Genomic DNA, 13265 nt, shown 5'->3' with positions numbered 1-13265 from the left:
TCCGTCCACAAAGCGTGAGGTTATAGGGTAGTCATGAACTAAGGCAAAGATTACAATAGCCGACCTGCGTATGGGCTTGTTCCGACACCTCTACCTTTTAATATCTATAGCGATTTTCACCCGATGCTTTATCCGCTTTAGATAACAGTGCCGGTCTGTCCGAAATCCACCTGCATAAAGCAATGGCAAATCGATGACACAAAAACTGCATATTAAAACCTGGGGCTGCCAGATGAATGAGTATGACTCATCCAAAATGGCAGATTTACTGGGCAGCACGCACGGTTTCGAACTGACCGAGAATGCCGAAGAGGCAGATGTCTTGCTGCTAAATACCTGCTCTATTCGAGAAAAAGCGCAAGAAAAAGTCTTCCACCAGCTCGGTCGCTGGAAGTTACTCAAAGAAGCGAATCCGAACGTCATTATCGGCGTTGGAGGCTGCGTGGCCTCGCAGGAAGGCAAACTGCTGCGCCAACGCGCCCACTATGTCGACATCGTTTTTGGCCCACAAACGCTGCATCGTTTGCCAGAAATGATTAATAAGGTTCGCGGTAGCAAAAGCCCTATCGTGGACGTGAGCTTCCCTGAAATCGAAAAATTCGACCGGCTTCCCGAGCCGCGTGCCGATGGCCCAAGCGCCTTTGTTTCCATCATGGAAGGCTGTAATAAATACTGTACATACTGCGTGGTGCCTTATACCCGCGGTGAAGAAGTCAGCCGCCCATGCGACGACGTGCTGTTTGAAATCGCTCAGCTTGCCGCCCAAGGCGTGCGCGAAGTCAATCTGCTTGGGCAAAATGTGAATGCCTATCGCGGCCCGTCATTCGACGGCGATATTTGTACTTTCGCCGAGCTGCTGCGCTTGGTTGCCGCCATTGATGGGATTGACCGCATTCGCTTTACCACCAGCCATCCTATTGAATTTACAGACGATATCATCGCCGTGTATGAAGACACACCTGAGCTCGTTAGCTTCCTGCATCTGCCGGTACAAAGCGGCTCAGACCGAGTTCTGAACATGATGAAACGTACCCATACGGTACTTGAATACAAATCCATCATTCGCAAACTGCGTAAAGCGCGACCGGATATTCTCATCAGCTCAGACTTTATCGTCGGCTTCCCAGGTGAAACGCAGGAAGATTTTGAGCAAACCATGAAGCTGATAGCTGACATCAACTTCGACGTAAGCTACAGCTTTGTTTTCTCCCCGCGCCCCGGTACGCCAGCCGCCGACATGGTCGACGACATTTCTGAAGAAGAGAAAAAACAGCGCCTGTATATTTTGCAAGACCGCATCAATCAGCAGGCGCAGAGCTACAGCCGCAAGATGGTTGGCACAGTGCAACGCATTTTGGTGGAAGGGATATCACGCAAAAATGTTATGGAAATCTCAGGCCGCACTGAAAATAACCGCATGGTGAATTTCGAAGGCTCACCGGAGCTGGTCGGCACTTTCGTTGATGTGGAAATAACTGAAGTCAGAACCAACTCGCTGCGCGGCGTGCTAGTACGTACCGAAGATCAGATGGATTTGCGCGTTCATGAGTCACCGGAGTCGGTTATTGCACGCACGCGTAAAGAGGATGCGTTGGGGGTGGGGAGTTATCAGCCTTAGTGCTTGATGCTCTTACATTTCGTAGGTTAATAGGCGAGTTGTGTAAAATTTCGTTCGCCTATTAAGCCAACGCATTTCTATGCAGACACGGCCATCCGCGAACGAATTGGGTGCGCCAGCGCGCGCACCCAATACCCGCGCGCTTTTACCGAGTCGCTTGGCCGACCGGTTTCAGAGCACACATCCTGTGTGCCTTCAACCTGCCACCAGCATCCCTGCTGGCGGCTCTATAATGCATTTCAGTTAACATGAAAAACAAAATGGGTTGAAATTATGCACTTCCTCCCCCATTGAATAATGAGAAATTGCGAAGCGTATTGGCAATTCTGATCACAATAGCCCGCAGATGAAGAATAATGGCGTAATGCCATGTATCATTTACGCTATTAGTTATGGGTATAAGCTCAGAGGAATAGTTTGAACATTATCACTGAAGAACTTGCATTAGAACCGGCGGATAATCAGCGACTAAACAGCCTGTGTGGCCCGTTTGATGACAATATTAAGCAACTACAGCGCCGCTTAGGTATCGAAATCAGCCATCGCGATAACCAGTTCAAACTGGTGGGTAAAGCGGCCTGCGTCAACGCCGCCAAAGATATCCTGCGCCATCTGTATGTTGATACGGCGCCAATGCGCGGCCATATTCCGGATATTATTCCTGAACAAATCCATCTGGCCATTAAAGAAAGTGGCATTTTGGAGCAGGTTTCTGACCATATTCCTGAATACGGTAAGGCCATTAATATCAAAACCAAGCGTGGCGTCATCAAGCCACGCACGCCCAATCAGGCGCAGTACATCGCCAACGTGTTGGATCACGACATTACCTTTGGCGTTGGCCCTGCTGGTACCGGTAAAACCTATCTTGCGGTTGCCGCCGCGGTTGATGCCTTAGAGCGCCAAGAGATCCGCCGTATTTTGCTCACCCGTCCTGCGGTTGAAGCCGGTGAAAAGCTGGGCTTCTTACCCGGTGACCTGAGCCAAAAAGTCGATCCTTACCTGCGTCCCTTGTATGATGCGCTGTTCGAAATGCTCGGCTTTGAGCGCGTAGAAAAGCTGATGGAACGCAACGTCATTGAGGTTGCCCCGCTCGCTTACATGCGCGGACGAACGTTGAATGACGCGTTTATCATTCTGGATGAAAGCCAAAACACCACCATCGAACAGATGAAGATGTTCCTGACGCGCATCGGCTTTAACTCGAAAGCCGTGATTACCGGTGACGTCACCCAGATCGACTTACCGCGCGCTCAGAAGTCGGGATTACGCCATGCGATTGAAGTGCTTTCTTCCGTCGAAGAGATAAGCTTCAACTTCCTGACCAGCGAAGACGTGGTACGCCATCCGGTGGTCGCACAGGTCGTCATAGCCTATGAAGCATGGGAACTGGCAGAGCAAAAGCGCAAAGATGAGCTGGCTGAACAGCGTAAACGCGAAGCCCAAACGTCAGCCTCAGGGCAAGAATCACACTAAGCTGGAAGTATTATGAGCAACACACTATGAGCAATGTAATATTAGATCTGCAAATCGCCTGCGAAAACACGGAGGGGTTGCCCGTCGAGGCCGATTTCCGTCAATGGCTTGAAGCGGTGCTACCTAAGTTTCAAGAAGAAGCGGAAGTCACCATTCGTTTGGTTGATGAAGCAGAGAGTCACGAGCTCAATATGACCTATCGCGGTAAGGATAAACCGACCAACGTGTTATCCTTCCCGTTCGAAGCGCCTCCGGGCATTGAGCTTCCTCTGTTGGGTGATATGATTATCTGCCGGCAGGTAGTTGAAGCAGAAGCAAAAGAACAAGAGATTTCCCTGCTATCGCATTGGGCGCATATGGTTGTTCACGGCAGTCTACATCTGCTAGGGTATGACCACATCATTGATGAAGAAGCAGAAGAAATGGAAGCTTTAGAAGCCGAAATCATGCAGGAACTCGGGTATCCCGATCCCTACGCGGCGGAAAAAGAATCCAATTAAATATTGCGTCATGCGGCCCCTAATCGCGCCGTATGACGTGAATTATTGACCACTTATATGAGTAACCACACACTAACGCCATGAGCGACGACCATTCACAAAACAACGATAGCCCCAGTCCCAAAAAGGGTTTTTTCTCTCTGATTCTCAATCAGCTGTTCCACGGAGAACCTAAAAATCGTGGAGATTTAGTTGAACTGATCCGTGATTCCGAACAAAACGATCTGATCGATCCCGATACCCGTGACATGCTGGAAGGCGTGATGGATATCGCGGAGCAGCGCGTTCGCGACATCATGATCCCACGTAGCCAAATGGTCACCTTGAAACGTAATCAGACGCTGGAAGAGTGTCTAGACGTGATTGTTGATTCTGCCCACTCTCGTTTCCCGGTGATTAGCGAAGATAAAGATCACATCGAAGGGATCCTGATGGCGAAAGATTTGCTGCCGTTTATGCGCAGCGACTCTGAGCCGTTCAGCATCGACAGAGTGCTGCGCGCGGCCGTGGTTGTTCCAGAGAGCAAACGTGTTGACCGTATGCTCAAAGAGTTCCGTTCACAGCGTTATCACATGGCGATCGTTATCGATGAATTCGGTGGCGTTTCTGGCCTGGTCACCATCGAAGATATCCTCGAACTTATCGTGGGTGAAATCGACGATGAATATGACGAAGTTGAAGATCGCGATGTGCGCCAAATCAGCCGCCACATGTACACCGTGCGTGCGCTGACTCAAATTGAAGACTTTAACGAAGCCTTCGGCACTCACTTCAGCGACGAAGAAGTTGATACCGTGGGTGGCTTGGTAATGCAAGCCTTTGGCCATCTCCCGGCACGCGGCGAAACCATTGACATTGATGGTTACCAATTCAAAGTAGCCATGGCCGATAGTCGACGCATTATACAGGTTCATGTCAAAATCCCGGATGAGTCCCCTCAACCGAAATTGGATCTGGAAGATTAATAACAACATGTGTTCATTACTCCAACGCCAGTGGGTTCGCGCCCTGCTGCCGCTTATTTTGGGTGCCGCCGGCACCCTCTCTTTCTCTCCCTATGATTTCTGGCCTGCGGCTCTCGTTTCACTGATTGGGCTGCTTGCCGTTACGCTTAACCGCACCACGAAACAAGCCATCGGTTTGGGTTTTCTGTGGGGAATGGGGTTATTCGGAACGGGAATCAACTGGGTTTACGTCAGTATTGAACAGTTTGGCGGCATGCCAACGCCGGTGAGTATGTCACTGGTCGTGCTGCTGGCCGCCTATCTTGCGCTGTATCCAATGCTTTTTGCCGGCGTGCTCAATCGTTTTTGGCCTAAAGCGAACGTGTGGCGTTTGGTTATTGCGGCTCCGGCGCTTTGGCAATTGACTGAATTCTTGCGCGGCTGGGTATTAACCGGCTTCCCGTGGCTTCAGTTTGGCTATAGCCAGATCAACGGCCCGCTGAAAGGCATCGCGCCGATTGCGGGTATGGACACCATCACCTATTTGCTGATGATTATCAGTGGATTGGTTGTGCTTTCCGTCTGCCTGCGCAAAATTGTCCCCGCGATTGTTGCTCTCGCGCTGCTGTTATTACCTTGGCCGCTGCGCGGCATTCAGTGGTATCAGAACCAAACAGACAAAGCGGTTAACGTGGCAATGGTTCAGGGCAACATTGAGCAATCCATGAAGTGGGATCCAAACGCGCTGATCACCACGCTACAAACCTATCTGGATGAATCACGTCCTTATCTGGGGAAAGCGCCAATTATTATTTGGCCGGAATCCGCAATCCCAGATACCGAGAAGAATCAGAACCAGTTCTTAACCATGCTCGACAGCCTGTTCCGCTCACACCACAGCAGCCTGATTACCGGTATTGTTGATGACCGCATGGGCGAATATGGCCCACGCTACTACAACACCGTGATCGTCTTGGGTGAGAAAGAACCGTACGTTTATCCAAGCAAAAATCGCTACAACAAGCATCATTTGGTTCCCTTTGGCGAATTTGTGCCAATGGAAGATTTGCTGCGCCCTCTGGCACCGTTCTTTAACCTGCCGATGTCAGCCTTTAGCCGTGGAGACTATATCCAGCCGCAGCTCAGCGTGCAGGGATATAACCTAACGGCGGCTATTTGCTATGAAATTGTGCTTGGCGAACAAGTGCGGGCTAACTTCCGTCCAGACACCAACTTCTTGCTCACCGTGTCTAACGACGCGTGGTTTGGTCACTCTATTGGCCCGTGGCAGCATTTCCAAATGGCACGGATGCGTGCGTTAGAGCTTGGCCGCCCACTGCTACGTAGCACCAACAACGGCGTCACGGCCGCGGTTGATGCTTCAGGCAATGTGATTGCTGAAATCCCACAGTTCGAACGCAAAGTGCTTGAAGTTAACGTTGCACCAACGACAGGCATCACGCCTTATGCCCGCTTTGGTTCTATCCCACTATGGGTTATTACCTTTGTTATGGCCGGTCTTGCATTGATTGCTGGGCGTAAACGCCGTTAATCCGGCACACCTCCCCCTTCTCGGGGGAGGTGCTTATCAATTCCCCAAAGCCCCTCCCTACATATGAAGCAGGGTTATTTTCGCGATTGCGAATCATACTCACTGCTGTTAATGTGCCCCCAATTTCCTTAGTCATTAATGAGAAAGTGATGCAGCTAAATCCTGAATTTATCATTGCCGATGAGCAAAAATTACGTGAACACTATGCTCAGCCCAATAAGATGGTGCTGCAGAAGCAAATTGATCACATTGATAGCTACGCCCGCCAGCTGATCGCGTCGTCTTCATTTGTCGTGATTTCAACTATTGGCGAAAAAGGGATGGATTGCTCTCCCAAAGGCGGAGATGCGGGCTTTGTCGTGGTTGAAGATGAAAAGACGCTGTTACTGCCAGACTTACCGGGTAACAACCGTTTAGACGGTATTCGTAACCTGCTGAGTAATCCCACCATCGGACTGCTGTTTTTAATCCCCGGCTGGAGTGAAGCCTTTCGTGTGAATGGCACAGCGCAACTCAGCATCGATCCTGAGTTGTGCCAGCGTTTCAATGTTCAGGAAAATGCAGCCCGTAGCGTACTCGTAATTAACGTTGAAGAAGCCTTTATCCACTGCGGTAGAGCCGTGACCTTTGGGGGCTTATGGGACACCGAACGCCATATTGACCCTACGTCACTGCCTTCTATTATGGAAATTGCTCACGCCCACATCGCGCTATCTCAAGCAGCCTCTCAAGCCTAATATCGCCATGAGCTCCCTAACGGAGCTCAATTTCTGGCACACCTCTTGCAATATCCCCTTCATAACCACCGAAACTCATGCATTGGCGTTAATCGATAAAAACTCTGCACAAACTTGATGCATTAGCTGCATTATTTTTGTGCATCGAGAAAAATATGCCACTAAATGGTGCGGTTTATGTCTCAAAATATAAACATAAAGATATCAATTTGGTTACATTAGGCTATTTTGCTATCAAGTGCAGACGTTTTATGCACGCCAAATAAGAGACAACCAATTTCGACAATGGGTAAACGTGCAGCGGTGCCATCGTTCCGGCACCTACGTGCGAAAAGATAAAAAGCAGTAACAAAAGCTTTATATAACAATTAAATGTGAAACTTGTAGCACAACAATCAAAGGAGTACGCGAATGCAAATGCGCAAACTGGCGTTATCAATGCTGCTAATCGGTATGTCGGGCACCGTGGCTCACGCCGCAGATGAAGCAAAAGCAGCAGATGCCCAGAAAACTGAAGCTTCTGCAGACACATTACAAAAGATTAAAAGCAGCGGCGTTATCGTCGTTGGTCATCGCGAATCTTCTGTACCTTTCTCTTATTATGACAACGCGCAGAAAGTGGTGGGCTATTCCCAAGACTATTCGAATCAAATCGTTGATGCGGTTAAAAAGCAGCTGAACATGCCTGATCTGCAGGTAAAAATGTTGCCTATCACCTCGCAGAACCGAATTCCACTGCTGCAAAACGGAACCTTTGATTTTGAATGTGGTTCCACCACCAACAACGCAGAGCGCCAGCAGCAAGCGGCTTTCTCTAACTCGATCTTCGTTGTCGGGACTCGTCTGCTGGCTAAAAAAGGCGGCGATATTAAAGATTTCAAAGATCTGGCGGGTAAACCAGTCGTTGTAACATCGGGTACCACCTCTGAGATCCTGCTTAATAAACTGAACGAAAAAGACAATATGAAAATGCGCATCATCAGCGCCAAAGATCACGGTGACTCTTTCCGTACTCTGGAAAGTGGTCGCGCAGTGGCCTTTATGATGGATGACGCTTTATTAGCCGGTGAGCGTGCTAAAGCGAAAAAACCCGATCAGTGGGAGATCGTTGGCACACCTCAGTCACATGAAGCCTACGGCTGTATGCTGCGTAAGAATGATCCAGCCTTTAAAAAGCTGATGGATGAAACCATTGCCAAAGCGCAAACCTCCGGCGAAGCCGCTAAATGGTTTGAACGTTGGTTCAACCAGCCAATTCCGCCAAAAAACATGAATATGAACTTTGCTCTTTCTGATGACATGAAAGCGCTGTTCAAAGCCCCTAACGACCAAATCGCTAAATAGACCCTAGTCTCCGCACGATTTAAAAATTAAGGAGACGGAGACAATCGCCATTGTCATTTGAGTTACACAAAGGCGCTAGATTGCTGACAAAACTTTAGGCAGACGGGATTGGGGGAGATCGTTCCCTCCCCCTTTTTCTCGTCGCAGTTGTCTTGTCTCCAATTCAAAAGTGACTGTCATCAATTTTCGTGTGTGCGGTTATCTACCCAGCCTGACATCTGAATAGGTTATTGCCGTATCTCACTTTAGGGAGCTATCTATGTCTATTGACTGGAACTGGGGCATCTTTTTGCAACAGGCACCTTTCGGCAACACGACGTATCTTGGGTGGATCTGGTCTGGTTTTCAGGTCACGGTAGCCCTGTCTATCTGCGCCTGGATCATCGCGTTTTTCGTCGGATCTATTTTCGGCATCCTACGTACCGTTCCTAATCGTTTTCTCTCAAGCCTCGGCATGTGTTACGTCGAGCTTTTTCGCAACGTCCCATTGATTGTGCAATTCTTTACGTGGTATCTGGTGATCCCCGAGTTATTGCCCGCCGATATTGGCATGTGGTTTAAAAGCGAGCTCGATCCCAACATCCAGTTCTTCGTTTCATCGATGCTATGTTTGGGGTTATTCACCGCTGCACGCGTGTGTGAACAGGTTCGCTCAGGCATTCAATCGCTACCACGCGGGCAAAAAAGTGCCGGTTTAGCCATGGGGCTCACGCTGCCGCAAACCTATCGTTATGTCTTGCTGCCTAACGCCTATCGCGTGATCGTTCCGCCAATGACTTCCGAAATGCTTAACTTGGTTAAGAACTCGGCGATTGCATCAACCATTGGTCTGGTCGACATGGCGGCTCAGGCAGGCAAGCTACTCGATTATTCCGCTCATGCCTACGAATCCTTTACCGCTATCACGCTGGCCTACATTGCCATCAACGCGGTGATCATGCTGATCATGCACTTCGTCGAGCGCAAGATTCAGCTACCAGGGAATATGGGGAGCAAATAATGTACGAATTTGATTGGAGTTCTATTGTTCCCAGCCTGCCCTATCTGATGAATGGGATGGTCATTACGCTAAAAATTACGCTCATCGCCGTGGTCTTTGGCATTATCTGGGGCACTGTTTTAGCCGTTATGCGTCTATCGTCGTTCAAACCGATTAGCTGGTTTGCCGCGCTCTACGTCAACCTGTTCCGCTCCGTACCGTTGGTGATGGTTTTACTTTGGTTCTATCTTGTTGTTCCAAGCTTATTACAACAAGTTCTAGGTTTATCACCAAAAAACGATATTCGGCTTATCTCAGCCATGGTAGCGTTTTCTCTATTCGAAGCCGCCTATTACTCAGAAATCATTCGTGCGGGCATCCAAAGCGTATCCAAGGGGCAGTCAGGCGCTTCGCTGGCGTTAGGCATGACCCACTGGCAATCGATGCGTTTGGTGATCCTGCCCCAAGCGTTCCGCGCCATGGTGCCGCTGCTGCTCACTCAGGGAATTGTGCTTTTTCAAGATACTTCACTGGTGTACGTACTCAGCTTGGCCGATTTCTTCCGCACCGCGTCAACCATTGGGGAACGTGATGGAACGCAGGTAGAAATGATTCTGTTTGCCGGTTTTGTCTATTTTATTATCAGCCTAGCCGCTTCGGCGCTGGTTAATTACTTGAAAAAAAGGACTGTTTGATGATTTCCCTGAAAAATGTTTCTAAGTGGTATGGTCACTTTCAGGTGCTGGCAGACTGCTCCACGGAAGTGAAAAAAGGCGAAGTGGTGGTGGTATGTGGCCCTTCAGGTTCAGGTAAATCAACGTTGATAAAAACCGTTAATGGTCTTGAGCCAATTCAAAAAGGCGAGATCACGGTGAACGGAATTCAGGTTAACGACAAGCGCACAGATTTGGCCAAGCTACGCTCGAAAGTGGGCATGGTTTTTCAGCACTTTGAACTGTTTCCACATTTGTCGATTATCGAAAACCTCACGCTGGCACAGGTAAAGGTGCTAGGCCGCGAAAAAGCAGCGGCAAAAAGCAAAGGGTTAAAGCTGCTGGAACGCGTAGGACTTAGCTCCCATGCTGACAAATTCCCTAGCCAGCTCTCTGGTGGACAGCAACAGCGCGTGGCTATTGCACGTGCGCTGTGTATGGATCCTGTCGCTATGTTGTTTGACGAACCGACCTCGGCGCTCGATCCTGAAATGATCAACGAAGTGCTGGATGTTATGGTTGAGCTGGCAAAAGAAGGCATGACCATGATGGTGGTGACGCATGAAATGGGCTTTGCGCGTAAAGTGGCCAACCGAGTGATCTTTATGGATGAAGGTAAAATTGTGGAAGATCGCAATAAAGACGACTTCTTCAATAATCCAGAATCCGATCGCGCCAAAGATTTCCTCGCAAAAATCATTCATTAATGTTTTCGTGCGCAATTCCCACAATCGCGTGGGATTGCGCATTACCTCACGCTTTCCACTCCCTTTTCTATTCCAAATTTCTTCTGCGCGTTAAGCTGGTCACACAATCATTTTCAAACAATCAACTTCAAACAAAAAAGCTCAAACAATAAAACCCGCTGATGACAGGAGTCTTCTTGAATGTCTTTACCTATTATCCTTGATTGCGATCCCGGCCACGATGACGCTATTGCGCTCATCCTTGCCCTTGCCTCACCAGAGCTCGAACTCAAAGCCGTTACCACCTCCGCAGGCAACCAAACGCCAGAGAAAACGCTGCGCAATGCTCTGCGCATTTTAACGCTGCTGCAAAGAAGCGATATTCCGGTGGCCGGCGGCGCAGTAAAACCGCTGATGCGCGAGCTGATCATCGCCGACAACGTGCATGGTGAAAGCGGTTTAGACGGCCCTGAGCTTCCAGAACCCAGCTTCGCACCACAACAATGCAATGCCGTTGAGCTTATCGCCAAAACCCTACGTGAGAGCGCAGAGCCGGTGACGATTGTCGCCACCGGACCACTCACCAATATTGCATTGCTCCTCAGCTCACATGCCGAGTTACAGCCCAAAATTGCGCGCATCGTGATCATGGGCGGTGCAGCAGGGCTCGGCAACTGGACGCCAGCCGCCGAGTTTAATATTTATGTCGATCCTGAAGCCGCTGAAATCGTATTTCAATCAGGGCTACCGATTGTTATGGCTGGACTTGATGTCACTCATCGTGCCCAAATCATGAGTGAAGATATTGAACGCTTCCGTCAGTTGGGTAATCCCGTCGCCGCCGTGGTCGCTGACCTGCTAGATTTCTTCATGGAATATCACAAACAGGAAAAATGGGGATTCCAAGGTGCTCCGCTACACGATCCTTGCACCATCGCATGGTTGATTAAGCCATCGATGTTTACCTGTGTTGAACGCTGGGTCGGCGTTGAAACGCAAGGAAAATACACACAAGGGATGACCGTGGTGGATTACTACAATCTGACCAACAACGCCCCGAATACCACCGTAATGATGGATATTGATCGTCAGGCATTCGTCGATTTACTGGTTGAACGCGTCGGCACCGCCTACGCCAATCTGCGCTAACGGAGGAAAAAACGATGCCAACCCCTATTATTTTTGACTGCGATCCAGGACTTGACGATGCAATCGCACTGGCGATGGCTTTACATTCGCCAGAGCTGGATATCAAAGCCGTCACCACCTCTGCGGGTAATCAAACGCCTGAGAAAACGCTGCATAACGCGCTAGGTTTGCTCACGCTCATGCAGCGTACCGATATTCCTGTAGCAGGCGGCGCGCACCAGCCGCTTATGCGCAAATTAATGATTGCCGACCACGTGCATGGTGAAACCGGAATGGGAACCACCAAGCTCCCAACAGCCACCATTCAGCCTCACCCACTCAATGCCGTTGAGCTGATGGCAAAAATCCTCCGCGAATCAGATACGCCGATAACGCTGGTAGTCACAGGGCCAATGACCAACGCCGCGCTATTGCTATCACAATACTCGGAGCTAAAATCTAAGATTTCACGCATCGTCTTCATGGGCGGCGGCATCGACGGCGGTAACGCCACTCCGGCGGCAGAATTCAATATCATCGTTGACCCCGAAGCCGCTGAAATTGTGTTGCAATCGGGCGTGCCATTAGTGATGGCTGGGTTAAATATGACCCATCAAGCGTTGGTAATGGCGGATGAAGTCGAACAAATTCGCGCAATAAATAATCCAGTAGCGAAGGCCGTGGCCGAGATGCTTGATTTCTATCTACCACTCTATCTTAGCGGACCACGTAAGCTGCCGGGCGCGGCGATGCACGATCCTTGCGTCGTGGCATGGTTACTTAAACCAGAACTATTCACCTCGGCACACTACTGGGTTGGGGTAGAAACACAGGGGAAATACACCACGGGCATGACCGTGGCAGACGTCTATAACCTAACGGGGAATACGCCCAATACCGAAGTATTGCTCAACGTCGATCGAGAAGGGTTTGTAAAACTCTTGATGGAACGGGTTTCACACTACTGATTTTACTCGACCACAGCCTCAATATCGCCCTATTCATAGGGCGTTTTTCCGCAAACACTTAAATTTCCCTTAATTAATTCATAAATCAAACGCCATTTCACAATCCCTCAGCCCGTGGCATAGATAAGCACACTCGGTGTGCATATTACGTACAGGGATAAGTGCGATGGCAGGATTACCCGCAGCGCGTCAAACAGACGAAACTACAATCGGCGGCCCTATCACGCAGGGCTCGTTAGGCGTGTTGATCGGCGCACCCAGCGGCGTGGCCTGTTCGACCTGCCCCAATGGACAAAAAGTCGGTAAGCCCGTCAATCCGACCCTCGGCGCCAAAGTCCTCTCCGCCGAAACCGACGTTGCCTTACCGGCCGCCGTGCCTTTTATCCTGTCCCGCAGCTACAGCAGCTACCAAACCGATACCCCAGCGCCCGTGGGCTTGCTCGGCCCCGGCTGGCAGTTACCCAGCGGTATCAGCCTGCTGGTGACCAAAACCGGCCTTATCCTCAACGATAACGGCGTGCGCAGCCTGCATTTCAACACGCTCGCCGTTGGCGAAGCGCATTTCAGCCGCAGTGAATCCCTGTGGCTGGTGCGCGGCGGCCTGCTGGAGCGTGACAAAA

13 protein-coding genes are annotated in these 13265 nt (G+C 49.9%); all 13 read left to right on the top strand.

The annotated features are described in order from the left end of the window. Positions 1-193: 193 nt before the first annotated feature. Positions 194-1618, top strand: coding sequence for a tRNA (N6-isopentenyl adenosine(37)-C2)-methylthiotransferase MiaB (gene miaB, locus BN1044_RS08985; protein WP_072308394.1), 1425 nt, complete (start codon positions 194-196; stop codon positions 1616-1618). Between the two features lie 417 nt (positions 1619-2035). Beyond that, complete coding sequence (locus BN1044_RS08980; protein ID WP_072308393.1) at positions 2036-3094, top strand: PhoH family protein; 1059 nt, start codon at positions 2036-2038, stop codon at positions 3092-3094. Between the two features lie 26 nt (positions 3095-3120). Further along, a complete protein-coding gene (gene ybeY / locus BN1044_RS08975) occupies positions 3121-3594 on the top strand; it encodes an rRNA maturation RNase YbeY (protein ID WP_072308392.1) in 474 nt (157 codons plus the stop codon). Positions 3595-3674: 80 nt separating this feature from the next. Next, the gene (corC, locus tag BN1044_RS08970) at positions 3675-4559 is read left to right on the top strand and encodes a CNNM family magnesium/cobalt transport protein CorC (RefSeq protein WP_004096455.1); all 885 of its coding nucleotides are present in this window, start codon (positions 3675-3677) and stop codon (positions 4557-4559) included. 7 nt (positions 4560-4566) lie between these two features. Then, positions 4567-6090, top strand: a complete 1524-nt coding sequence (lnt, locus tag BN1044_RS08965; RefSeq protein WP_072308391.1) for an apolipoprotein N-acyltransferase — start codon at positions 4567-4569, stop codon at positions 6088-6090. 149 nt (positions 6091-6239) lie between these two features. Then, positions 6240-6827 (top strand): MSMEG_1061 family FMN-dependent PPOX-type flavoprotein, encoded by a 588-nt coding sequence (locus BN1044_RS08960; protein WP_072308390.1) that lies wholly within the window; start codon positions 6240-6242, stop codon positions 6825-6827. 411 nt (positions 6828-7238) lie between these two features. Next, the gene (locus BN1044_RS08955; RefSeq protein ID WP_072308389.1) at positions 7239-8171 is read left to right on the top strand and encodes a glutamate/aspartate ABC transporter substrate-binding protein; all 933 of its coding nucleotides are present in this window, start codon (positions 7239-7241) and stop codon (positions 8169-8171) included. Positions 8172-8430: 259 nt separating this feature from the next. Further along, positions 8431-9171 carry an amino acid ABC transporter permease gene (locus tag BN1044_RS08950; protein WP_025800660.1) on the top strand — a complete coding sequence of 247 codons (741 nt, stop codon included), beginning with the start codon at positions 8431-8433 and terminating at the stop codon, positions 9169-9171. Continuing rightward, positions 9171-9845 (top strand): glutamate/aspartate ABC transporter permease GltK, encoded by a 675-nt coding sequence (gltK, locus tag BN1044_RS08945; protein ID WP_072308388.1) that lies wholly within the window; start codon positions 9171-9173, stop codon positions 9843-9845. Before BN1044_RS08950 ends, gltK begins: the two co-directional genes overlap by 1 nt. Continuing rightward, complete coding sequence (locus BN1044_RS08940; RefSeq protein WP_025800658.1) at positions 9845-10570, top strand: amino acid ABC transporter ATP-binding protein; 726 nt, start codon at positions 9845-9847, stop codon at positions 10568-10570. Before gltK ends, BN1044_RS08940 begins: the two co-directional genes overlap by 1 nt. Positions 10571-10750: 180 nt before the next feature. Beyond that, the gene (rihA, locus tag BN1044_RS08935; RefSeq protein WP_072308387.1) at positions 10751-11698 is read left to right on the top strand and encodes a pyrimidine-specific ribonucleoside hydrolase RihA; all 948 of its coding nucleotides are present in this window, start codon (positions 10751-10753) and stop codon (positions 11696-11698) included. Positions 11699-11712: 14 nt separating this feature from the next. Next, the gene (gene rihA, locus BN1044_RS08930; protein ID WP_072308386.1) at positions 11713-12645 is read left to right on the top strand and encodes a pyrimidine-specific ribonucleoside hydrolase RihA; all 933 of its coding nucleotides are present in this window, start codon (positions 11713-11715) and stop codon (positions 12643-12645) included. A gap of 166 nt (positions 12646-12811) precedes the next feature. Beyond that, positions 12812-13265, top strand: a 454-nt coding sequence (locus tag BN1044_RS23090; RefSeq protein ID WP_254663925.1) for a DUF6531 domain-containing protein, incomplete at its 3' end; no start/stop codon positions are given.

The sequence above is a fragment of the Hafnia alvei genome (assembly GCF_900095695.1).
Taxonomy (GTDB): Bacteria; Pseudomonadota; Gammaproteobacteria; order Enterobacterales; family Enterobacteriaceae; genus Hafnia; species Hafnia alvei_B.
The sequence above is the reverse complement of the archived record's forward strand: the minus strand, read 5'-3'. Positions and strand labels throughout refer to the sequence as shown.

Excerpts from the sequence above, each read along its gene's own strand:
- gltK (WP_072308388.1), top strand. The coding sequence starts at position 9,171 with ATGTACGAATTTGATTGGAGTTCTATTGTTCCCAGCCTGCCCTATCTG.
- corC (WP_004096455.1), top strand. The coding sequence starts at position 3,675 with ATGAGCGACGACCATTCACAAAACAACGATAGCCCCAGTCCCAAAAAG.
- rihA (WP_072308387.1), top strand. The coding sequence starts at position 10,751 with ATGTCTTTACCTATTATCCTTGATTGCGATCCCGGCCACGATGACGCT.
- BN1044_RS08960 (WP_072308390.1), top strand. The coding sequence starts at position 6,240 with ATGCAGCTAAATCCTGAATTTATCATTGCCGATGAGCAAAAATTACGT.
- BN1044_RS08950 (WP_025800660.1), top strand. The coding sequence starts at position 8,431 with ATGTCTATTGACTGGAACTGGGGCATCTTTTTGCAACAGGCACCTTTC.
- BN1044_RS08955 (WP_072308389.1), top strand. The coding sequence starts at position 7,239 with ATGCAAATGCGCAAACTGGCGTTATCAATGCTGCTAATCGGTATGTCG.
- rihA (WP_072308386.1), top strand. The coding sequence starts at position 11,713 with ATGCCAACCCCTATTATTTTTGACTGCGATCCAGGACTTGACGATGCA.
- miaB (WP_072308394.1), top strand. The coding sequence starts at position 194 with ATGACACAAAAACTGCATATTAAAACCTGGGGCTGCCAGATGAATGAG.
- lnt (WP_072308391.1), top strand. The coding sequence starts at position 4,567 with ATGTGTTCATTACTCCAACGCCAGTGGGTTCGCGCCCTGCTGCCGCTT.
- ybeY (WP_072308392.1), top strand. The coding sequence starts at position 3,121 with ATGAGCAATGTAATATTAGATCTGCAAATCGCCTGCGAAAACACGGAG.
- BN1044_RS08940 (WP_025800658.1), top strand. The coding sequence starts at position 9,845 with ATGATTTCCCTGAAAAATGTTTCTAAGTGGTATGGTCACTTTCAGGTG.